21 protein-coding genes and 2 pseudogenes are annotated in these 22002 nt (G+C 64.4%); 15 read left to right on the top strand and 8 right to left on the bottom strand.

What is annotated here, in order from left to right; translation table 11 throughout:
* Window positions 1–1275 carry a pyridoxal phosphate-dependent aminotransferase gene (locus tag AC3ITN_RS16150; protein ID WP_313348779.1) on the bottom strand — a complete coding sequence of 425 codons (1275 nt, stop codon included), beginning with the start codon at window positions 1273–1275 and terminating at the stop codon, window positions 1–3.
* A 148-nt stretch (window positions 1276–1423) separates the two neighbouring features.
* On the opposite strand from AC3ITN_RS16150, the gene rsgA reads away from it, so the two are divergent.
* The 3 genes from rsgA to AC3ITN_RS16135 all read left to right on the top strand — a co-directional run bounded on the left by rsgA (window position 1424) and on the right by AC3ITN_RS16135 (window position 6402).
* Window positions 1424–2515: a ribosome small subunit-dependent GTPase A gene (gene rsgA / locus AC3ITN_RS16145; RefSeq protein ID WP_313348777.1), complete on the top strand. Its 1092-nt coding sequence runs from the start codon at window positions 1424–1426 to the stop codon at window positions 2513–2515.
* Window positions 2516–2695: 180 nt separating this feature from the next.
* Complete coding sequence (locus AC3ITN_RS16140; protein WP_489392954.1) at window positions 2696–3937, top strand: flavohemoglobin expression-modulating QEGLA motif protein; 1242 nt, start codon at window positions 2696–2698, stop codon at window positions 3935–3937.
* 170 nt (window positions 3938–4107) lie between these two features.
* Window positions 4108–6402 carry a TonB-dependent receptor gene (locus AC3ITN_RS16135; protein ID WP_489391164.1) on the top strand — a complete coding sequence of 765 codons (2295 nt, stop codon included), beginning with the start codon at window positions 4108–4110 and terminating at the stop codon, window positions 6400–6402.
* A 260-nt stretch (window positions 6403–6662) separates the two neighbouring features.
* On the opposite strand, the gene phbB is transcribed toward AC3ITN_RS16135, so the two are convergent.
* Genes phbB through AC3ITN_RS16120 form a run of 3 tightly spaced genes read right to left on the bottom strand, consistent with a single transcriptional unit; the run spans window position 6663 to window position 9966 of the window.
* Window positions 6663–7403, bottom strand: a complete 741-nt coding sequence (phbB, locus tag AC3ITN_RS16130) for an acetoacetyl-CoA reductase (protein WP_313348772.1) — start codon at window positions 7401–7403, stop codon at window positions 6663–6665.
* A 22-nt stretch (window positions 7404–7425) separates the two neighbouring features.
* Window positions 7426–8751, bottom strand: coding sequence for a CitMHS family transporter (locus AC3ITN_RS16125; RefSeq protein ID WP_489392953.1), 1326 nt, complete (start codon window positions 8749–8751; stop codon window positions 7426–7428).
* A gap of 33 nt (window positions 8752–8784) precedes the next feature.
* A complete protein-coding gene (locus AC3ITN_RS16120; RefSeq protein WP_489391163.1) occupies window positions 8785–9966 on the bottom strand; it encodes an OprO/OprP family phosphate-selective porin in 1182 nt (393 codons plus the stop codon).
* 214 nt (window positions 9967–10180) lie between these two features.
* Between AC3ITN_RS16120 and AC3ITN_RS16115 the strand changes: the two genes are divergently transcribed.
* From AC3ITN_RS16115 to AC3ITN_RS16090, 6 genes are all read left to right on the top strand, one after another.
* Window positions 10181–10870 carry a response regulator gene (locus AC3ITN_RS16115; RefSeq protein WP_313348768.1) on the top strand — a complete coding sequence of 230 codons (690 nt, stop codon included), beginning with the start codon at window positions 10181–10183 and terminating at the stop codon, window positions 10868–10870.
* The gene (locus AC3ITN_RS16110) at window positions 10857–12242 is read left to right on the top strand and encodes a sensor histidine kinase N-terminal domain-containing protein (RefSeq protein ID WP_489391162.1); all 1386 of its coding nucleotides are present in this window, start codon (window positions 10857–10859) and stop codon (window positions 12240–12242) included. Before AC3ITN_RS16115 ends, AC3ITN_RS16110 begins: the two co-directional genes overlap by 14 nt.
* Window positions 12239–13291: an ABC transporter substrate-binding protein gene (locus AC3ITN_RS16105; RefSeq protein WP_489391161.1), complete on the top strand. Its 1053-nt coding sequence runs from the start codon at window positions 12239–12241 to the stop codon at window positions 13289–13291. Before AC3ITN_RS16110 ends, AC3ITN_RS16105 begins: the two co-directional genes overlap by 4 nt.
* A gap of 340 nt (window positions 13292–13631) precedes the next feature.
* A complete protein-coding gene (locus AC3ITN_RS16100) occupies window positions 13632–14285 on the top strand; it encodes a LuxR C-terminal-related transcriptional regulator (protein ID WP_489391160.1) in 654 nt (217 codons plus the stop codon).
* A 299-nt stretch (window positions 14286–14584) separates the two neighbouring features.
* Window positions 14585–15112 carry a hypothetical protein gene (locus AC3ITN_RS16095; RefSeq protein ID WP_489391159.1) on the top strand — a complete coding sequence of 176 codons (528 nt, stop codon included), beginning with the start codon at window positions 14585–14587 and terminating at the stop codon, window positions 15110–15112.
* A gap of 111 nt (window positions 15113–15223) precedes the next feature.
* The gene (locus tag AC3ITN_RS16090) at window positions 15224–15727 is read left to right on the top strand and encodes a hypothetical protein (RefSeq protein WP_489391158.1); all 504 of its coding nucleotides are present in this window, start codon (window positions 15224–15226) and stop codon (window positions 15725–15727) included.
* A 211-nt stretch (window positions 15728–15938) separates the two neighbouring features.
* Here AC3ITN_RS16090 and AC3ITN_RS16085 read toward each other — a convergent pair whose 3' ends face one another.
* From AC3ITN_RS16085 to AC3ITN_RS16075, 3 genes and pseudogenes are all read right to left on the bottom strand, one after another.
* Window positions 15939–16199: a type II toxin-antitoxin system Phd/YefM family antitoxin gene (locus AC3ITN_RS16085; RefSeq protein WP_489391157.1), complete on the bottom strand. Its 261-nt coding sequence runs from the start codon at window positions 16197–16199 to the stop codon at window positions 15939–15941.
* Between the two features lie 205 nt (window positions 16200–16404).
* Window positions 16405–16755 (bottom strand): annotated as a pseudogene (locus tag AC3ITN_RS16080) (DUF4288 domain-containing protein); the annotation flags it as partial.
* A 54-nt stretch (window positions 16756–16809) separates the two neighbouring features.
* Window positions 16810–17328 (bottom strand): hypothetical protein, encoded by a 519-nt coding sequence (locus AC3ITN_RS16075; RefSeq protein WP_489391156.1) that lies wholly within the window; start codon window positions 17326–17328, stop codon window positions 16810–16812.
* Between the two features lie 206 nt (window positions 17329–17534).
* On the opposite strand from AC3ITN_RS16075, the gene AC3ITN_RS16070 reads away from it, so the two are divergent.
* From AC3ITN_RS16070 to AC3ITN_RS16055, 4 genes and pseudogenes are all read left to right on the top strand, one after another.
* Complete coding sequence (locus tag AC3ITN_RS16070; RefSeq protein WP_313348752.1) at window positions 17535–17828, top strand: hypothetical protein; 294 nt, start codon at window positions 17535–17537, stop codon at window positions 17826–17828.
* Window positions 17829–18923: 1095 nt separating this feature from the next.
* Window positions 18924–19448, top strand: a pseudogene (locus tag AC3ITN_RS16065) (RHS repeat-associated core domain-containing protein); the annotation flags it as partial.
* Entirely contained in the window at window positions 19425–19868 is a 444-nt protein-coding gene (locus AC3ITN_RS16060) for a hypothetical protein (RefSeq protein WP_489392952.1), read from the top strand. The pseudogene AC3ITN_RS16065 and the gene AC3ITN_RS16060, both read left to right, overlap by 24 nt.
* Entirely contained in the window at window positions 19865–20293 is a 429-nt protein-coding gene (locus tag AC3ITN_RS16055) for a YbbD-related protein (RefSeq protein WP_489391155.1), read from the top strand. The genes AC3ITN_RS16060 and AC3ITN_RS16055 overlap by 4 nt, the downstream gene beginning before the upstream one ends.
* A 24-nt stretch (window positions 20294–20317) precedes the next feature.
* Here the strand turns inward: AC3ITN_RS16055 and AC3ITN_RS16050 are convergent, their stop codons facing one another.
* The gene (locus tag AC3ITN_RS16050) at window positions 20318–20773 is read right to left on the bottom strand and encodes a hypothetical protein (RefSeq protein WP_489391154.1); all 456 of its coding nucleotides are present in this window, start codon (window positions 20771–20773) and stop codon (window positions 20318–20320) included.
* Window positions 20774–20887: 114 nt separating this feature from the next.
* Here AC3ITN_RS16050 and AC3ITN_RS16045 point away from each other — a divergent pair, with 114 nt between their 5' ends.
* Window positions 20888–21346 carry an ankyrin repeat domain-containing protein gene (locus tag AC3ITN_RS16045; protein WP_489391153.1) on the top strand — a complete coding sequence of 153 codons (459 nt, stop codon included), beginning with the start codon at window positions 20888–20890 and terminating at the stop codon, window positions 21344–21346.
* 250 nt (window positions 21347–21596) lie between these two features.
* Window positions 21597–21971, top strand: a complete 375-nt coding sequence (locus AC3ITN_RS16040; protein WP_313345645.1) for a hypothetical protein — start codon at window positions 21597–21599, stop codon at window positions 21969–21971.
* Window positions 21972–22002 lie beyond the last annotated feature (31 nt).

Below are 22002 nucleotides of genomic sequence, written 5' to 3'. Positions count from 1 at the left end.
TCAGGCCACCGCGCTGCGCGGCTTGATCGGTACCACCTTGGTATTGGCCTCGGCGCGCCGTGCCAGCGCCCGGTCGATGCGGGCGAACACGTCGCGCATCACCTCGGCCTCCGGCAGCAGGGTCACGCGGAAGTGGTGCCGGTAGGGCACGTTGAAGCTCGAGCCCGGGACCACCAGCACGCCTTCCTCGTTCATCAGTTCCAGCGCGAAATCATGGTCGTCGAAGCTGCGCGCGGCCGGCCCGACCACCGCCGGAAACGCATACAGCGCACCGGCCGGTGCCACCAGCGAGAGGTGTTCGCTGGCGTTGCAGGCCTCGATCACCGCGCGGCGGGTCTCGTACAGGCGGCCACCCGGCGCGCACAGTGCCGAGACGGTGTCCGGTCCGTTGACCGCCGCGTCGATGGCGTACTGGCCCGGCACGTTGGCGCACAGGCGCAGTGCGCTGAGCAGGTCCATTGCCGCGCGGAACTCGCCCAGGCGCTCGGCGGCGCCGGACAGCATCGCCCAGCCCACGCGCCAGCCGCAGGCGCGGTGCACCTTGCTCAGCCCGCTGAAGGTGATGCACGGGTGCTCACCGGCAAGCGGCGCAACCGGCTGGAACTGCGCGCCGTCGTACAGGATCTGGTCGTAGATCTCATCAACCATCAGCAGCAGGTTGTGCTTCGCTGCGATGGCCACGATGCGTTCCAGCAGCTCGCGCGAATAGCTGGCGCCGCTTGGGTTGTTCGGGTTGATCAGCACGATGGCGCGGGTGCGCGACGACACCAGCGTCTCGATCTCGACCGGGTCCGGCTGGAAGCCGTTCTCCGGCGCGCAGCGGTAGTACACCGGGCGGCCGTCGTTGAGGATGGTCGCCGCCGACCACAGCGGGTAGTCGGGCGAGGGCACCAGTACTTCATCGCCGGGGTTGAGCAGGGCACGCAGCGACAGGTCGATCAGCTCGCTCACGCCGTTGCCGATGAAGACACGGTCCGGGTGCGCATCGGGCGCACCGCGGCGCGCATACGCGGCGGCGATGGCCTCACGGGCTTCGGGCAGCCCCTGCTGGTGGGTGTACGGGTCGGTACGGCCCATGTCGTCGGCAATGGCCCGCTGCAGGTGTTCGGGCGCACGGAACCCGAAGTTGCCGGGGTTGCCGATGTTCAGCTTGATCAGCTTGCGGCCCTGCGCCTCCAGCTCACGCGCTCGCCGCGCCAGTTCGCCCCGGATCTCGTAGCGGACTTCGGACAGGCGCTCGCGGGTGGCGAGCGGCTTCAGCGGGGGCGTGGACATGACTGGGCCGTGGTTCGGGCTTGGACACCGCATGGTAGCGGAAATGTTGCGTTGCAGGGCAAGGGCTCCGGAGTGATTTCCCTGCATTGGCGGGCAGTTGCCACCCATGGCTGAGACGCAGGGGGAGGTGGACCCCTAGAATGGGCGGATGAGCGAACCGATCGACTACCGTGCCCTGCAGACCATGGGCTGGCCCTGGGCAGGCGCCCCCGAGCTGCCTGCCTGGCAGGCCCTGTTCGATGCGCACCCGCAGGCCCGCCCGGGCCGGGTGGTCGAACAGCACCGCACCGGCTATGTGGTGGCTGACGCCCCCGGCGCGGCCATCAAGACCGAATCCCCCGCCGAATGGCAGCGCCCGCGCTTCCCCAGCCACGAGCGTGCGGCGGTGGGCGACTGGGTCCTGCTGGACGGCAAGCTGATCGTGGCCCTGCTGCCGCGGCGCACCGCCATCAAGCGCGGCGCGGCCGGCGAGCATTACCACCAGCAGGTGATCGCGGCCAACATCGACACCGTGTTCATCGTCTGCGGCCTCGATGCCGACTTCAATCCGCGCCGGATCGAGCGCTACCTGATGCTGGTGGGCGGGGGCGGCGCGCAGCCGGTGGTGGTGCTGACCAAGGCCGACCAGACCGAGTACAGCGAAGACGCGCTGGCGGTACTGGAAGAACTGGGGGCGCAGGACATCCCGCTGCTGGCCATCAACGGCCGCGACCCGGCCAGTGCCAGTGCGTTGCTGCCGTGGCTGGGAGCAGGGCAGACCGTGGTGCTGGTGGGTTCCTCGGGCGCCGGCAAGTCGACCCTGACCAACACGCTGCTCGGCTACGAGCTGATGAAGACCGCCGAAGTCCGCGGTAATGACTCCAAGGGTCGCCACACCACCACCCACCGCGCGCTGATTCCGATGCCGTCCGGCGCCTGCCTGATCGACACCCCCGGCATGCGCGAACTCAAGCCCACCGGGGAAGAGGCGCTGGGCGAAGCCGGTTTCGCCGACGTCGAAGCGCTGGCCGCCCAGTGCCGCTTCCGCGATTGCGCCCACCAGCGCGAGCCGGGCTGCGCGGTGCGCGCGGCGATCGACTCCGGCGAGCTCGACGAAGAACGCCTGCTCAACTACTTCAAGCTCAAGGACGAAGTCGCCGCCGCCGCCGCCAAGCTGGCGGTGCGCCAGGCCCAGCAGGCGCTGGAACGCAAGCACGTGAGCAAGGGCGCGCAGTGGCGCCCACCGGGAAAGAAGCGCTGACGCCGACGGCGGGCACCTGCTGATGCCCCGTAGAGCCACGCCCTGCGTGGCTGCTGATGCCCGTAGAGCCACGCCCTGCGTGGCTGCGTTTCGTTCCAAGGTCATGAACGCCTGCGGTTCACCCTCGCTTCCGACCCTGCTAATGTCCGCGTCATGAGCATGGCTCCTCGCAGCACGCCGATGACCGTCGATCGTGACGTGGCCCACCACACCGCGCTGGATGCGCGCCTGGTGGACGCCGTTGGCGGCATCAAGCTGCTGGGCCTGACCAGCTGGCCCGCGTCACTGCAGGCGCCGTTCCTGGCCAGCGTTGCGCGGGGCCAGCCGGTGCTGCCGGTGCTGGACTACCCCAAGCTGGATTACGCCGATACGCGCCGCGAACTGGCCGCCATCAGCGCCCAATGCGACCCCAATCATCCCATCGGCCTGTATGTGCGCCGGTCCGCGCACAGCTGGGACCTGGCCGCCGGCCTGCTGGAATCCCTCGGCACCGCCGCGGTGGATCGTTATTCGGTGGAACTGTTCGGCTCGCCCGAACAGCCGCTGCCCGGCAACGGCCCCAGCACCCGCGATGCGGCGCGCCACTTCATCCAGATCGCCGAGGAGCTGGACCACGAGCTGCTCGCCCCGGAGGAGCAGGTGCCGGTATCGGCCACCGCGCTGCAGCTCCAGTTGCAGAGCGACCTGGATGCGTTCTTCGAATCGCGCATCATCAGCGTGCAGCTCGATCCGGAGCTGATCTCCAAGGCCGCCGCAGGCCCCACCCGCATCCGCCTGCGCACCAGTGCGCGCTTCAGCGCCTACGACCGCGCCCAGCTGTTCCATCATGAAGCGCTGGTGCATTCGCTCACCGCATTGAACGGCCGCGAGCAGCCGCACCTGCCCAGCCTGGCGTTGTCCTCGCCGCGCGTCACCGCCACCCAGGAAGGCCTGGCCACCTTCGCCGAACAGATCACCGGCAGCATCGACATCGAACGGCTCAAGCGCATCAGCCTGCGCACCGAAGCCATCGCCATGGCGCGCGAGGGCGCCGACTTCATCCAGGTGTTCCGCTACTTCTGCAACGCCGGGCAGAACAACGAAGAGAGTTTCGCCTCGGCGCAGCGCGTGTTCCGTGGCGTGCCCGCCACCGGCGGTGCAGCGTTCACCAAGGACACCGTGTACCTGCGCGGGCTGGTGTCGGTGCACACCTTCTTCCGCCACATGCTGGCTGAAGACCGCCTGCAGGTCTGCCGCTGGCTGTTCGCCGGCAAGATGTCGCTCACCGACGCCATCGATTTCGCCCCGCTGTTCGAAGAAGGCATCCTGCGCCCGCCGCGCTGGTTGCCGCACTGGGTGAGCCGCGCCAATGGACTGGCCGGCATGCTGGCGTTTTCGTTGTTCGCCAACCGAATCCGCATGGATCAGCTGGCGGCAGAGTGACGGTAGCTGCGCACCGTTGGTGCGTACGCCGTTGCCCCCTCCGCAATCCATGCGCCGCGTCGCATTTTGAATGGCCCGGCACCCACCCGTAAGAATCCTTTCATCTTCCGTCTGCACCATGGCCGCGCACCTGCCCCGCGCAGGCCATCTCCAATACGCAACGGACCCCCATGCTCAACCGACCCCTGACGATCGCCGTGGCGATCGCGCTGTGCGCCGCCAACGCGCACGCTGCCGACGTGGACACCACCCTCGATGCCAGCGGCGCGCCCAGCGCACGCACCCTGGACACCGTATCGGTGATCGGCCAGGGCGAAACCCGCCAGGTACAGCGCATCACCGCCGTGGACAAGCAGGTGCTGCCGCCGGGGACCAGCGCGCAGAAGATCCTGGACCGCCTGCCGGGCGTGTCGGTGCAGTCCAACGATGCGTTCGGTGCCAACGAGGAGTCGCAGACCATCAGCCTGCGCGGCTTCGACAAGAGCCGCCTGGGTTACACGCTGGATGGCATTCCGCTGGGCGACAACAGCTACGGCAACTACAACGGCCTGAGCATCGCCCGCGCGTTGATTCCTGAAAACCTCGCCGGCGCAGAGCTGTCGCAGGGCATCGGCTCGCTCGGCGTGGCGTCCACCAGCAATCTGGGCGGCACCATCCAGTACTTCTCGCAGGACCCCGCCACCGAATTCGGCGGCCGCGCCAGCGTCACCGTGGGCGATGACAACCAGCGCCGCAGTTTCCTGCGCGTGGACACCGGCGACCTCAACGGCTTCTCCGCGTACGTGTCCGGCGTGCATCAGGACGCCGACATGTGGGCCGAGCCCAACCAGAACCAGACCACCCGCCAATTCAACGCCAAGGCGGTCTGGAACGTGGGCGACCATCGCTTCGGCGCCTTCGCCGCCACCTCGCGGGTCAGCCAGGCCAACTACGCCTATCTCTCCAAGAGCATGCTGGCGCGCGGCCTGGGCTACGACTGGAACATCTACGCACCGGACTGGGACCGCGCCGTGGCGGCCGCCTACTGCGCACCGGCCACGTACAACGCGCAGCGCTGTGCGTTCAGCGGTGGCGTCAACAGCATCGACGATGCGTACTACCAGAGCCGCGCGCTGCGCGATGACAACCTGTATTCGCTCGACGCCGACCTCGCGCTGGGCGACAGCGCCCGCCTGAAGCTGCTGGCCTACCACCACGAGAACCGTGGCCAGGGCCACTGGTGGGCGCCGGGGCAACCGTCCAACCCGGGCACCCCGCAGGCGCTGCCCATCTCCATCCGCAGCACCAACTACACCATCAACCGCCAGGGCGTCACTGCCGCGCTGAGCTGGCAGCTGGGTCTGCACGAACTGGAAGCGGGCCTGTGGTACGAGCGCAACGACCACAACGTCGAACGCAACTTCTACTACATCAGCGGGCCGTTCCTGGATGATGGCTATCTGAATTACCCCAACCGCCGCCTGTTCGACCAGGACTACGACATCCGCACGCGCCAGTTCTACGTGCAGGACCGCATGCGCTTCCTGGACGACCGCCTCACCGTGGATGTGGGCATCAAGAGCCCCAACACCCGCATGACCGCGGTGTCCAAGCCGGGCACCGAGGCCAGCTATGCCTCTGGCACCCTGACCGCGAAGGAATCGGTGTTGCCGCAGGCGGGTATCGGCTTCAAGCTCAGCCCGAACAACGAGCTGTTCGCCTCCTACTCGGAGAACATTGCCGCCTTCGTCGGCGGTGGCAGCGGTGGCCCGCTGCAGGTGTCGCCGGAATCGTTCGCGGCCAGCGTGGACAACCTGGATCCGGAGAAGTCGCGTTCCTTCGAAGCCGGCTTCCGCACCTTCGGCGAGATCTACCAGGCCTCGATCGCCGCCTACCACGTGATGTTCGACAACCGGCTGCTTTCGCTCAACCCGTGCACCAGCATTGAAGTGGGCACGCGCCCGGAGTGCATCACCCGCTTCATCAATGTCGGCTCGGTGAAGAGCCAGGGCGCGGAACTGACCTTCATCCTCAAGCCGGTGGATGGCCTGCAGTGGTACAACGCGCTGTCCTGGAACAAGAGCACCTACGAGGACGACTACACCTCCGGCGGCGCGATCGTGCCGGTGGCCGGCAAGATCACCGTGGACACCCCGCAGCGCATGGCATCGAGCGAAATCAGCTGGAACCGCGATGGCTGGTCGGCCAGCCTGCGCGCCAAATACACCGGCAAGCGCTATTACACCTACACCAACGACCAGTCGGTGCCGGGCGTCACCACGTTCGATGCGGGCCTGGGGTACGCGTTCGGGCCGGGGCTGGGGTTGCGCGACGTCAAGGTCTCGCTCAACGCCACCAACCTGACCAACAAGCGGTACGCGGGGCAGCTGAGTTCATTCGCCCCGACCGACCCGACCGGCACCCGCTACGCGATCCACGCCAGCGCGCCGAGGCAATTGTTCATGACCCTCAGCGCGGAATTCTGATTCCGCGCGATGCCCAATGATCACGGGGAAATTCGGATCCACGGAAACCGCTCTAATTCCCAATGGGCCCGTAACAACTCGTAGGGACACGCCATGCGTGTCCACCGCGCGCAGCGCGGCACAAGCATCCGAAGCCACTGAAACGCCGGTTGGGAACATCCAACCGGCGTTTAGCCCAAACCGAAACCGCCGTTCAGGCGTCCATATCCCCCGAACGAAGCGCGGACACGCATGGCGTGTCCCTACGCGGCTTCGGCCGGTTAGAACATATGCAATCCGCCATTGACCGCGTAATCGGCCCCGGTCACATACGCCGCGTCATCCGAGGCCAGCCACGCACACAGGCTGGCCACCTCTTCGGGCTTGCCCAGGCGGCGGATCGGTACCGAACCGGCGAGGCGGTCCAGCACGTCGGGCGGGAAGCTGCTGATCGACTGGCTGGCGATGTAGCCCGGCGAGATGGTATTCACCGTCACCCCGCGCGTGGCCACCTCATTGGCCAGTGCACGGCTGAACCCATGCATCGCCGCCTTCGCGGTGGCGAAGTTGACCTGGCCGATCTGGCCCTTGTGCGCGCTCACCGAGCCGATGTTGACGATCCGGCCCCAGCCACGCGACGCCATGCCGTCGATCACCTGCTTGGTGATGTTGAACAGCGCGTGCAGGTTCGACCCCATCACCGCGTTCCAGTCGTCCTGCGTCATCTGCCGGAACAGCACGTCGCGGCTGCCGCCGGCGTTGTTGACCAGCACGTCGATCTCGCCCACTTCGGCCTTGACCTTGGTGAAGGCCGCCACCGTGGACTGCCAGTCGGCCGCATTGCCTTCCGAAGCGATGAAGTCGAAGCCCAGCTCGCGCTGTTCGCGCAGCCAGCCGGCCTTGCGCGGCGAGTTGGGTGCACAGCCGGCCACCACCGTGTGGCCGTTGCGGGCCAGCTTCTGGCAGATGGCCGTGCCCACGCTGCCCATGCCACTGGTGACGTATGCGATACGAAGCGTCATGTCGAAATCTCCTTGAACCGGGTCAGGCAGCGAAGGGATACAGCGCGAACAGCAGGCTGCCGGCCATCAGCACCAGCGAGATCAGCACCGCCCACTTCAGGGTGAACTTCTGGTGGTCGGCGAATTCCACCTTGGCCAGGCCCACCAGCAGGTAGGTTGAAGGCACCAACGGGCTCAGCAGATGCACCGGCTGCCCGGCCAGCGAAGCGCGCGCCATTTCCACCGGCGTGATGCCGTAGTTGCCGGCGGCCTCGGACAGGATCGGCAGCACGCCGAAGTAGAACGCGTCGTTGGACATGAAGAAGGTGAACGGCATCGACGCCAGCGCGGTGATCACCGCCAGGTACGGCCCCCACGCGTCGGGAATGATCGCCAGGAAGCTGCGCGACATCGCCTCCACCATGCCGGTGTTGTTGAGGATGCCGGTGAAAATGCCCGCGGCGAAGATCAACGACACCACCGACAGCACGTTGCCGGCATGGTTCACCACGCGGCGGCGCTGCTCGGCCAGGTTCGGGTAGTTGATCACCAGCGCGATCGCGAAGCCCACCATGAACAGCACCGGCATCGGCAGCACGCCCATCACCAGCGCGGTCATCAGCGCCAGCGTCAGCGCCAGGTTCACCCACAGCAGCTTGGGCCGCTTGATGTCCTCGGCATCTTCCACCGTCGGCAGCGCGCCGTCGTCGGACACGCTCGCGTCCATCCAGCTTCCACCGGTCGGCAGCTTGACCACGCCCAGCCGCCGGCGTTCCTTCAGCCCCAGGTACCAGGCCAGCCCCCACACGGCCAGGCAGGCCAGCACCATCGCCGGAATCAGCGGCACGAACACATCGGCCGGGTCCACGTGCAGCGCCGTCGCCGCGCGCGCGGTCGGGCCGCCCCACGGGGTCAGGTTCATCACGCCACCGGCGAGGATGGTCACGCACGTCATGTTCAACGCGCTCATGCCCAGCCGCTGGTACAGCGGCAGCATCGCCGACACCGTGATCATGTAGGTGGTCGAACCGTCGCCGTCCAGCGAGATCAGCATGGCCAGTGCGGCCGTGCCGAGCACGATCTTCATCGGGTCGCCCTTGACCAGGCGCAGGATGATCCGCACCAGCGGGTCGAACAGCCCCGCATCGATCATCACCCCGAAGTACAGGATGGCGAACATCAGCATCACGCCGGTGGGCGCGATCTTCTTGATGCCTTCCAGCATCATCTCGTCGATGTCGGCACCGAAGCCGCCGAGCAACGCGAAGATAATGGGAATGGTGATCAGGGCGACCAGCGGCGACAGTCGTTTGCTCATGATCAAGTACATGAACGTAATGACCATGCCAAAGCCGAGGATGCTGAGCATCATCTGCGGACTCCTTGCAACGTAGGGGTAGGGTTAGAAATCAAACTGCAGGCGGCCGGTCACCGCGCGCGTGTGGTCCACGGTGGCCGCGGCGAGATGGTCGCGGTTGCGGCTGTCGATCAGGTTGAGCATGAAACGCAGGTTGGGGCGCAGGTACCAGTTGCCGCCGAGCGTCCACGCGTCGGTGCGCGCGTCGATCAGGTCGGGCTGGCCGATCAGGTGCTGTTCGCCGCGCATCTGGTCGTAGCGCAGCGCCAGCTCGAACGCACCGGCGGTGTGGCGGATGTCCTGGATGCGTGCAAAGCGCCCGGTCTTGCGGTCGTACCCGCGCGACTCGCCGGTGACGAACCAGCTCAGCATGCCGTAGCCGGCCAGCACCGTGCCGCGTTGGCTACCGTCATCGAAGGTGGCGCCGCTGAACTCGCCCTGCCACGACAGCGGTCCGCGCACCTGCGCGTATTCCAGGGACCACTTGTTCACGTCGGTATCGCGGCCGGCGGAGAAGTCGGCCAGCGTCAGCCGGCTGTTGTCGGACAGGTGGCCCGCCGGGCGCGGCCGGATCCGCAGCGCGGGCGCGCCATTGGCGCCAGGGCGGTCGTAACGCTCGTGCGCCAGCGACAGCCCCAGGTGCAGCACGTCGCCGGCGGTGGCGCCCGGCGCCCAGGTGGCCCGGCCACCGGCGGCGCGGCCCTTTACCTGCCAGGCGTCGATGCTTTCCAGGCTGTAGGCACTCGCGGCCCAGGTCATGTCGTTTTTGGCTGCCTGCCATGATGCGCCCAAGCGGTACAGCGGTGCCAGCGTGGTGCCGGCGTTGCCGCGCTCCAGGAAGCTGCCGTAGTTGGAACCGGTGCGGTCGTCCAGCGAGAAGAACTGCTTGAACTGGCCCACGCTGAGCTTGCCGCCGCTGAAATCGCGGCTGATGTAGACGTCCTTGGCCTCCACCTGGTCGCCGGAGAAGTCCGCTTCCAGCTTGTAGTCCACCGCGAAGAACCGGCCGGACACGTCTACCCATGCACGGCGGATCTCGGTGTCGTCCTTGTTCGGGGTGCCACGCGAATCGTTGTCGAAATCGGCGAAATCCAGGTGCAGGCGCCCGCCGAGCGTAGCGGTCACCGGGCGGTCCGCATCGGCATCGTCGGCGGCCCAGAGCGGGGCGATGGGCAACAGCAGGGCGCAGGCGGCCAGCCCGCGGCGGCGCAGGAGATTGAGATGCATGAACCCTCCCAGGTACATGGCGGTGGGCGGGCAAGGCCGTGTGGCCGTGCCAACCCGCAGGTGGTAAGGACGCCGCTGCACCGGGTGCCTGGCGATGGCGCAGCCTAGTCCGGGCAAGCTGTCATCCACCTGTCGGCGCCTGCTGCAGCGCAGCGCAACCCACGGAACACGCTGCTCGCGCTAGGATTCCCGCACCGTTTCCACACACCACCCCATGCGCATCCTGCTGGTCGAAGACAATCCGGACCTGGCCGACGCCATCGTCCGCCGCATGCGCCGCAGTGGCCACGCGGTGGACTGGCAGAACGACGGCCTGGCCGCCGCCAGCGTGCTGCGCTACCAGAGCTTCGACCTGGTGGTGCTGGATATCGGCCTGCCCAAGCTGGACGGCCTGCGCGTACTGGCCGGCATGCGCGAGCGTGGCGATGCCACCCCGGTGCTGATGCTCACCGCACGCGACGGCATCGAAGACCGCGTGCAGGCGCTGGACGTGGGCGCCGACGATTACCTGGGCAAGCCGTTCGACTTCCGCGAATTCGAGGCGCGCTGCCGCGTGCTGCTGCGGCGTACCCGCGGGCAGGCCAGCGAGGTGGTGCAGATCGGCGGCTTCCAGTTCGACAACGCCTCGCACCGGGTCAGCCTGGACGGCCAGCCGATCGAACTGCCCAACCGCGAATACCGCCTGCTCGAGATCCTGATGGGCCGGTTGGGCCACGTGGTGGGCAAGGACGAGATCGGCAACGGCCTGTTCGGGTTCGACGACGAAGCCGGCCCCAATGCCATCGAACTGTATGTGGGCCGCCTGCGCCGCAAGCTGGCCGACGCACCGCTGCGCATCGTCACCGTGCGTGGCAGCGGCTACCTGCTTGAGGCCATCACCGGCGCTGCCGATGCCGACGGTTGAGACCCGCGCGCCCAGCTCGCTGCGGCGCACCCTCACCCTGTACCTGGGCGCGCTGCTGGCCGTGTTCGCCGTAGCCCTGCTGTTCGGCGCGCGCGATTACGGCCAGCGCGCCGCCAACCGTTCGTACGATCACCTGCTGGTGTCCTCGGCGCTGTCGATCATCGACTCGGTCGCGCTGGTGGAGGCGCAGTGGCAGGTGGACCTGCCGTATGCCGCGCTCGATCTGCTGGCCATGGCGCCGGAAGACCGCGTGTTCTACCGCGTGTTCGATGCACGCGGCCAGACCGTCACCGGCTACGGCGACCTGCCCGCACCGCCGCGCGCACCCAGCGACCAGCCGCAGCTGTTCGACGCGCCTTACAGCGGCGAGACCGTGCGCTTCGTGGTGGTGTCGCGGCGCGTGTCCTCGCCGTCGGCCCAGGCCGATATACGCGTGCAGGTCGGCCAGACCCGCCGCGCGCGCGAAGCGGTGGCGCAGGACATCGTCAACCGCGCCCTGCTGGCCATCGGCGTGCTCTCGCTGTTATCGCTGGCGCTGGTCGGCTTTGGCGTGCACCGCGCGTTCCGCCCGCTGGTGAAAGTGGAGCGGGAGCTGTCACGGCGCGAGCCGTCCGATCTGAGCCCGCTGGACGCACGCGTGCCGCGCGAGATGGACCAGATGGTGGCCGCACTGAACCGCTTCATGGCGCGCCTGTCCAGCAGCAACGAGACCCTGCGCGCGTTCATGGCCGAGGCCGCGCACCAGATGCGCACCCCGCTGGCCGCATTGCGCGCCCAGGCCCAGCTGGCGCTGGACGATGAAGACCCCGAAGACATGCGCCGCAGCCTGGTGGCCATCGACCGCAACGCCACCCACATGAGCCGCCTGCTGAACCAGCTGCTCAGCGATGCCAGTGTCATCCACCGTTCCAATCTGCAGCGCTTCGCGCCGGTGGACATGGTGGAAACCGTGCACCAGGCCCTGCATGAAGCACTGCCACAAGCGCTGCCCGCCCCGCGCGTGCAGCTCGCCGTGGGCGTGGCTTCGGCGTGGGTGCAGGGCGACGCGCTGCTGCTGCGCGAGGCCATCAAGAACCTCATCGACAACGCCCTCAAGTACGGCGGCAACGGTGTGCTGCAGCTCGCCCTCACCGAGGATGCGCGGCAATGCGTGGTGACCATCGCCGATCACGGCCCGGGCATTCCGCCCGGTGATGCCGAGCGCGTGTTCGAGCGCTTCGCGCGCGGGGAGGATGCCGCGCCGGGCGGGGCAGGGCTGGGCCTGGCCATCGTCAAGCGCGTGGTGGACAGCCACGGCGGCCATATCGACCTGAGCAACCGGCCCGCGGGCGGGCTGGTGGCCACCATCCGCCTGCCAAGGCTGCACGCATGAAGATCCTGTTTTCCCTGCTGCTCCTGCTCGTGGCCGGCAGCGTTGCGGCCGAGCCCGGCCAGACCCAGCGCTTCGCGGCCAAGGGGCCGGTGCAGGCGCAGCTGCGCATCCACGGCTCGACCGACATCGAAGTCTTCGCCACCGTCATCGCCGATTACCAGCGCCTGCATCCGGGTACCGAGATCATCTATGAGGACGTGATCGCGCAGGACATGTATGCGCGCTACCTGCGCGAGCGCAGCGGTGCGAACGGGCCGGACATGCTGATCAGCAGCGGCATGGACCTGCAGGCCAAGCTCGTCAACGACGGGTATGCGCTGGCCCACCGCTCCGCGCAGACCGAGGCTTTGCCGTCATGGGCGCAGTGGCGGCATGAGGCCTTCGGCATCAGTTACGAACCGGTGGCGATCGTGTACAACACCCGCATGCTGCCGTCCGCACGCGTACCGCGCACCCGCCGCCAGCTGCTGGAACTGCTGCGTGCGCCGGACGCACTGCTGGCGGGGAAGGTAGGCACCTACGACGTCGAACGCAGCAGCGTGGGTTACCTGCTGGCCACCCAGGACGGCCAGCGCGGCAGCATGGCTGGCGCACTGCTGGGCGCGCTGGGCGACAACCGTGTGCAGCTGGAAGAGCGCACCGGCGTCCTGCTCGACCGTGTCAGCAGCGGCCAGCTCTCGCTGGTCTACAACGTGCTGGGTTCCTACGCGCAGGCCCGCATCGATGCCGGCGCCCCGCTGGGCATCGTCGAACCGGAGGACTACACCCTGGTCGTCCTGCGCACCGCCGTGATCCCGCGAACCACCCGCAACGCCGCCGAAGCCCGCCGCTTCCTCGACTACCTGTTGTCGTCGCGAGGCCAGCAGGTCCTCTCACGCGAAGCCCGCCTGATGTCGATCCTCCCCACCCAACGCGACCGCGCCCCGGGCCGTAGCTACCGCCCGATCCAACTGGGCCCAGGCCTGCTCGTCTACCTGGACGGCCTGAAGCGCCGCCAGTTCCTGGACGCCTGGAAGGGCAGCACCCGCCACCAGGCGCCCACCCCGTAGAGCCACGCCCTGCGTGGCTGCCCCCGCACGCCAAAACCCTCCCGTAGAGCCACGCCCTGCGTGGCTGCCTCCGCACGCCAAAACCCTCCCGTAGAGCCACGCCCTGCGTGGCTGCCCTCTGTCCAACGACGCGCCCCCCACGTAGAGCCACGCCCTGCGTGGCTGCCTCCGCACGCCAAAATCCTCCCGTAGAGCCACGCCCTGCGTGGCTGCCTCCGCACGCCACCCCCCCCCGTAGAGCCACGCCCTGCGTGGCTGCCCTCAGCCCATCAGCCCCACGTACACCCACGCCCGCCTGCCACCCCCAACCAGCCCATCAAACTGCCCCTACAATCCCCCCATGAGCGAAATCACCATCCTCGTAGCCGACGACCACCCCCTGCTACGCGCCGCCGTCGTCCACTCCCTACGCCAGGCACTCCCCGCCGTACAGGTGATCGAAGTCGCCAGCGCCCAATCCCTGGAAACGGCCCTCGACCAGACCCCGGAAATCGAACTGGTCCTGCTCGACCTCACCATGCCCGGCGCCCGCGGCTTCTCCTCACTGCTCCACGTGCGCGGCTCACACCCCGACATCCCGGTGGTCATCGTCTCCTCCAACGACCACCCGCGCGTCATCCGCCGCGCCCAGCAGTTCGGCGCCGCCGGCTTCATCCCCAAATCCGCCCCCGCCGAGGCCATCGGCCAGGCCGTCCAGGCGGTACTCGACGGCGGCCTATGGTTCCCGGCCATGTCCCCCGAGCGCTCCGAATCCGACGCCCTGCTGGCAGCCCGCCTCGCCCAGCTCACCCCGCAACAATTCCGCGTATTGCTGAGCCTCGCCGACGGCCTGCTCAACAAGCAGATCGCGTACGAATTGGGCCTGGCCGAAAACACCGTAAAGGTGCACGTCACCGCCATCCTGAAAAAACTCGAATGCCACAGCCGCACGCAGGCGGCAGTGTTGGTGAAGGCACTCGAACCAGAAGGCGACGCAGGAGCAGATCTGACGTAGAACCAGCACGATGCGGACGTCAGCGGACTAACAGTCCGCTCTACCCCGGCGCATGTGCAGGCACGGCGTCCGCCGGACAAATCCGTCGCATGTGCAGACACGGCGTCCCCCGAACAAACCCGTCGGAGGCGCAGACACGGCGACCCCCGAACAGATGATCGCCCGCGCTCCGGTAGGGTCGCATCCCAATCGCCTGCCGATATGGCCCATCATCGCGGTAACGGCATGACCCAAACCGAAGGCGCGCTTTAACCTCCGTTCGCGCGAACCCGATAACAACCTCAAGGACGAGCCACACCATGCCACCAACCGGCGAACAGCTCTTCGCAAAATGCCTGAAGGCAGCCCTCCTGATCGGAGCAGGCTACTTCCTGTTCGCATTGGGCAGCCTGATGGTCACGATGGATTGCACATCAACCGGCCCCTCGGGCGTCTTCATGTGGTCATGGCTGCTCTCGCTCCCCTTCGTAGGTTTGTACGCAAGGGTCGACATCCTGTCGAAGGGGCTCTTCAAGGCCGACGTAACCTACGTGCGCATATCCGCTGCATGTCTGCTATCGACCGAAGTGGTAGTCGCCGCGCACCTGGGTTCTCAGCTCTCGGCCTGCCAGGAAGTGAACGAAGGCGCGATCGTCCCGCCGGCCGCTTTCCTCATGCTCTACACGACAATAGCGATCTCGCTGCTGTTCGGCGACGGCTGGCTCGGCGTGGTTCGCACCGTTCTCCGCCGTGGCAGACGGCCGTTCGACTTCGCCAACCCCGACGGACCAAAGCCAATCGCCATCCCGCGCCACACCCCGCGCCGCAGCAGGAAGCGCAGGCGATAGCCCGCGACGGGGTAGAGCGGACTGTTAGTCCGCTGCTCTTCGCTCCTCCGCAGAACCGCACTTAGGGTCCATCATGAACGGATGGGCACCCACCATGACCAAGGCGCTCCCATGGCCAGCAATCCAACCCACGACCGAGAAGTATTTCCCGTTGGACTCCGCGCCAATCACGTTGACGTATGGCTCGCATGGGAAAGTCCTGGCAGCGGCGCGGACTACTTCTGGGCAACAGAAGAAGGGATCCTGCACGCTGAAAGTCGGTCCGGGATACTCGAAGAGATCCATCGCGTCGATGGTGGCGTAAAGGTCGGCATCGATGTGTACTTCGATGTGGACGGTGCCTTGCGGTGCCTTCGTGAGCACGCGGCGGTTGATCCGGAGTTGATGATCGATATCTGGAACCTGTTGACGGACCTTTCCCGCACACACTCCGGCCGGAGCGAGTTCTTTCGCGCCGATCTCTTCGACACCTACGACGCGTACTTCTCACGCTGCGAAGTGGCGGAGTTCGTCGGGCTGGAAGAAGGCGAGATTTCAGCAGAGGATCTAGAAAATGCAGGAAAAGTGCTGAAAGACGGGATCGCGCTGATCGAAGCGGCGATTCAACTGCGGTGACCCGCCAGCCGGGCGCCGGTAGAGCGGACTGTTGGTCCGCTGCTCTCCGCGCAAGGCCAACCATCACACGAAAGGCAGCCGATCAACACTCCGCTCTACGCGGTGCAGCAAGGCCGACCACGCCTCAAAGCAGTGCTCCGATCACAAACCCGGCATCAGGCCCCAAGGGCGGGACTGAGCAGGTGGCTACCGAAGTGCCCGCGAGCCAGTCTCAGTCGTCCATCTCTTCCATGAAGGCATCGGCATCGCCGAACTTTCCGTCAGCAAACTCTTTCTGGCCCTGTGCGATCAGCTTAAGAAGAGCAGGCGTCTCCCGCTGGCGTTCAAACTGCGAAATATCTATCACCACCATCTTGGCTTCGCCATTCTGGGTGATGATGATTTGCTCCGGATGGGTTCGGAAATCCTTGACGATCTCTGCCGCGCGGGACTTCAGGTGGGAGGTTGGTCTAATTGGTTCGGCGAGTGCCATGGCGGTGCTCCACATGCTTAAGGTCAGAATGCCGTCCGAATCTCGTCCTGCCAAGGTGGGAGGAATCGTCCTGACAAGGGTCCTTCAACCTGTTCAACCCTGATGGGCCAGAGCCAATCGTCATGCCTCGCCATTACCCGCGCCGCATCAGGACGCGCACGCGGTTGCGCCGAGTGGACCTGGTAGCAACCATGGGGCGCCATCTCTACTCTATGTATACGACAGTCGTGCGGTCTCCCGCGGCAATTGCGTCAACCTCGCGCAGGCTGCCAACTTCCATCACCGAGTACGTCGCTTCAACTCCTGAGCAGATCTTGCCTGCAGCGGTGTTTTCATCCGACTCGACGGCAATCAGCTTGCGTATCCCTGAAAAGCGATACTCCGCCCTCACTCCATTCGCTTCCAATGTACTCTCAGCCCCCACCATCTCGCGCTCCAGTGCGATCTTCTGTGCGCTCAGCAGGGCCTCGTCAGGGTCGATCGCATCAATGAGGTACACGTTCTCGTGCACCGGTATTGAAGTCTGACCCTCGTAACGATAGTGGAAAATTGCGTGTGCGCAGTACCACCTGTCTCACCTCTTCATTCGATCAAGAGCAAGCGCTCGTCGTCAAACGCTCATCCATGCATCCAGCCAAGATGAACGCCATTCGCTTCGATAGTTCCGCTTCAAGGCGCAGCTGAACACTACGGCGGGGTGTTCGTCGTCAGTCGAGGCATGGAGCATTCCGTCGAGTGTGTAGTCGTCATAGCTCAGCCGTAGTGTCTGCGAAAGCAAAACGTTCTCTGGCAGCCCCGTCCCCGCATGCGCACGCGACGTAGCGTCAACACTGGGAACGGCAATCCGGCCGCGTGACTGCGACGAAGTGAGCGTCACGCCGGAGAGCGTGTACTGGCTGCCACCGCCGTTGGCCGTCAGGCTCAGGCGGTAGGGAGTAGGTCCGGTCGTTGGATCGTCTTCATAGGCATCGTCCACCAGCCTGGCTTGCACAATGACAGGTCCAGCCTTGCACTCCGCCGTCTCGTAGTCGTAGTAGTGGTATCTGTCGAAGACCATGACGAACAATGTCAGTAGTGCGCCGACAATCGCCAGGACCATTAGGATGGTATATCTGTTTGATTCGCTCATTTTGGCGCCGGCCCCCCGCCGACCGTTTAGGCGATTCCCAGCGAGTGCAGGGTGGCGCCCAGCGGATTATGCATCAAGGACCTGGCCAGGCGCGTACTGCCTTGGCTCGCATATGATCAACATAGATGCCAAGGCCGTTGTCGCACGCGCCAACGCGACAAATCGCGGGAATGCGTTACGTTGACTGTGGATGTGGGGAATAGATCATGACAATGCTGGTGATCGGTTTCGTTGTGTTGCTGGTGCTGCTGTGCTACCTCGCAATCTCCGCGAAGACGGGCACGCGACGAGTGGTAGCGGTAATGGGAATGCTTCTCATGCAGGTCAGTACTTTTGTATGGATACAAATACTGGCGCGCGCCGCGTCTTCACGTGTGGATTCTGGACTGGAGAGCATGAGTGCCGCTGCCTTCTTCTATCAGATACGCCCAGTACTTTTGTTGCAGATTCTTCTTTGCTTCGTCCTTGTGATGGCCTGCGTTTCTAAGAGAAGAGCGTAGATATTCGCTTAATCGAGGAAGGAGTACTGGTAATCCCCCCCCGCAGGTTAGCAGCAGCCAAAAGTGGAATCTTCTCGCAACCTAACCCGAGGAGATCCCATGAAGAAGTCACGCTTCACCGACAGCCAGATCATCGCAGGATTCGCACCGATACAATCGAGGCGGGAATGGGCGGGACTCGTGGTAACGTTCCTGGCAATGATAGCGGTGACAGGCCGGGCGACCCCGTGCAGGTCACCAATCACACCGGCCGTAGCAATGAGCCCGGGGCATCCTGCAAGACGGTTGCGAACGTCAACGAGGCGAGGGTCAATGCCCAGCTTCAGATAGGGCGGTCACTCGGTAGATGGGGGCCGACCAATCATTGCCAATCATTTGTTGCGAAGACGCTTTGGAATGCAGGCACTGTTGACCAACAGGCGGAGCAGAACGAGCGATTGCTGAATTCGAAAGTTCCGGGGTTGAGGTGATTATGCGTAAACACTCTGTTCTCATTTCTATCGCGCTTCTATGTTCTTCGTGCGCTGAAGAACAACGAGGGGCGCCAGTAAATAAACTGGAAGATGAGCAAGTCGAATGCGCCAAGCCCGCTCGTCTTAAGATAGAGCCATGGGGAAAGGGCGGCGCATCAAAGGCGTGCGAAATCGCTGACGGGCCTTTTGTAGCTGCAGAGGATGGATACATTCATTTGCGGGGGCAGTTCGAGTCTGGACAAAAGACTGGGGTATGGCGGTGGTATGACCGAAATGGAGTGGTGACAAGGACGATTGACTACTCGGAGCACGCTCCCAACGCGGAATGACGAGACGGTCCATCTTTTTGGCTTTGCTGTGGCATGGCTTTCCCGCAGGCCCGCAAAGAATGGTTCGCCAAGGTGTCCGTCTGATAGTGCCCGGATCAACGAAGATGATGGAGGGCTAGTCATGGTCACTTCGAGGTCTATGACTGGGCTCTTGAACTCTGCAGCCACGGCGGAGAGTGCTCTTGTGCATGGAAGAGCTGTCTGAGAACGGGTTGCTTGGTGCAGAATGAAGTTCAGTTGAATTGCTTTAATCCACCGGTTTAGCGCCAGAAATCGGAGCCATTCTTGACGAGCACCGTGGCGAGCGGGTGCTGCGCTCGCCGACTGCGGGCGGCGCGCAGGTCACGCTATATGACGAGGCCGGCCAGTGGCTGGGCAACTACGCCGCTACCGGCGCACCGCTGCAGCAGGCGATCTGGCTGGACAACTATCCGGTGGCGCTGCTCAACACCGCGGCCACTGGTGTGCCGGAGCTGTCCTACATCCAGCCCGATCACCAGGGCACCCCGCGCGTGGTCATCGACCCGGTGCGTGACGTGGCGATCTGGGAGTGGAGCAACAAGAGCGAGGTGTTCGGAAATCAGGCGCCGGGCGTGGACCCTGACGGCGATGGGGTAGCGTTTGAGCTGGCACTGCGCTTCCCGGGGCAGCAGGCTACCGATGCGAGCGGAATGTTCTACAACTACCAGCGGGACTATGATCCGGCGGTAGGGCGGTACTCGCAGAGCGATCCAATTGGGTTGAGAGGCGGGCTCAGTACATTCGCGTATGTGTCTTCTTCTCCCATTCAACGAGTGGACCCCGCTGGGCTGGAAGAGTCAATTCCACAACTCACTGGCTCAGAGGGTGCTGGCCCTGGCTTCAACTGGAGGTACTACGTTGACCGGACATTGGAAGCCATCGGGTACCCGGTAACTGTCCCCGCCTCTGCGGCGGTACAGACATCGGGGTATCGGGATATGCGAAATGACAACACGACCTTCAATGACAAATACTTTCACTGTGTGGCGAATTGCCAGTCGCGACGGGTAGCGGGAAGCTTGGCGGCATGTGCGGTAGCAACTGCTAGAGAGGATTCGCAGGAGGTTGCCAACTGGCACAACGAAGACAGGCTGGCGGACGAAGCGGCCAATGCCTACGGACGAGACAGTGCCGGGCAGGCGGGGTCTTGTCAGGAGATCTGCTCCAAGTACATAGTCAACGGAATCAATCAACGGTACCTGCCAGGAATAAAATGAAGATTCGATTGCCTGGCAGTACGGCCACACTTCTGACTCTGCTGATCTTCTCACTATTAACTGGATGCGGGGACAGGTCAGAGTCTTATGCGGACATGGGCGATGCGAGGAGCCGGCACTTGTTCGACAAGGGTTGGCTTCCAGGCATACTTCCTGCCTCATCGGAAAAGATTCGGGTTGTCTCAGACGTCGAAGGTCCCGCTGGATACGGAGAGTTCGAGTTCGATGCGGCCGACTACGCGGCGTTCATTCATCAGCTCGATCCAAAACGGATTGGAGTCTCGCCGGTGGCTCGCCACAATGCGGAAATAGAAGCTTTGCTGGGGCAGGACTACACAGCGTATGGATATGCCGAGCGAGGTGTGAAATGGATATTCCTGTGCCGTCAATCCGATGCCACGTGCAAGTTCTTCATGTGGGGATAGGCCGTCGTGGCGATAGGCCGCGGTTCAATTGCCCTCAGAGTCATTCGCCCGCGACGCTGTCATGGAGAAATTGCGGAAGGTACGGGCATGCATGTGAAAAGTGATCACACGGCTGGCGAACCACGGCAGCCAACGGCCGTGGGCTCGGCCGAAAGCTGTTGCAACGAAACGGTTGCGGGGTTTGGACTCTATGATCGAGAGGATGGATGCTTTGTAGGCACGCTTCGGTGCGCGATTGAACTCGTCGAGTCGCGCCGCGGCTATCCTCATGGGCTGGTGGAGAGCGGTGGTAGGCTGCTGTTCTACGTGGGTGTACTCGTCGATGACCACGTAGGATTCAAGCTCGATAACTCTCTGCTTGAGTCTCTCTCGTACCTCGGTATTGAGTTGGGCGTGGAGGTCTATGCGGGATAGCGTTACAAGAAATACGCCTGCAACGAGCTTGGTCGATCCAGCTCGAGCATTTGCTTCTATGCTCATGACGGGCGCGTAGTAACAATGGCGGTGGGCGCTGGGCCCTGAAAGGTTGGCTTGCCGGGTGCCCGTGCGACCTCTAGGCATCACTTGGGAGCTTCTGCAGTTAGAGCCTACACAATGACCAGAAGAACTATCGCCACCAGTAGCCTCGTTATTGTCCTCGCGCTATCGGTCGCGGCGTGTGGTCCTACGACCCAAGTGCAGGAGTTCTACGATGCCCTAAGGCTTCAGGATCAACAAAAGATCAGTGAGATTGTCGCGCGGGGCGCGGATGTGGATGCGACGCGTCTGGACGGTTTCCGTCCGCTTCACTTCAGCATCGCGAACAAAGCGGAGGCATCAGTTGACTGGCTTCTTGCTCACGGCGCAGACGTGGAATCAAAGGATGGCGGGGGCAATACCCCGCTCCTCTGGGCGGTGAGCATGAAGAATGATCGTGTCATCGATATCCTCCTTCGAGCCGGTGCCGATCCCTGCGGTGCAGGAAAGGGTGGAAAGACACCAAGGCAGATGGCGCAGGCGTACGCCGATGCGAAAGTGCTGGCCCGTCTGGGACCCTGCAAAGGCGGCGCCTGACGTCAGCGAGTCGCCAAGCCTCGCCCAGCTCTTGATGTGGCAGGATTGGCTGGGTCTCCAACGTCGGAGCGAATCAGGGAGAGGGGGTATGGATACTGTGGGTAGCTTTCGAGTATGGGCAATCCTTGCCGGCTTGGTGATCTCGGGTAGCGGCGCTGCCGCCGAGAGGACGACGTTGGTCATCTCTCATCAGATGACTCGCCGACGATAGAGATTCAGTCGGGGAATAGAACAAGAGTGAAGGTGAGATATGTCAGATAAATATGTCGTTGTAATCGGGCCGCTTTTGCATCCATGCAGTTCCAATGTCGTCTTCGATGATGGAGTTGTGCTGGTTCAAGGGCGAAGATCTGATGAGGCAGTGGTGCTTGGGGTGGAATTCCCTTCGGTGGAGTTCCTTGGTGTCTCAGATGAGGGCTCCAGGCTTCGGCTTCTGATGGAGCTGGGCGGTATCCGTGGTGCCTTGTTGAAGTCTCAAGAGGGATCTCTGCGGAAGTACTTTGCGGATGAGTCGATGCACACCAGAGATGGTATTGAACTCGCCCACTACACCTTCATGATTGGCGAGGAGATCATCGATGTGATCACTCAGGAAGATCCCGTGATCCATGTTGCCCCTCTATGAAGATTGCGTGTCGGAGGGCGGTTCGCTGAAT

It is taken from the genome of Stenotrophomonas sp. KH_036_B (genome assembly GCF_057839485.1).
Note: the sequence above shows the minus strand (reverse complement) of the source record. Positions and strands in the feature narration are given on the sequence as shown.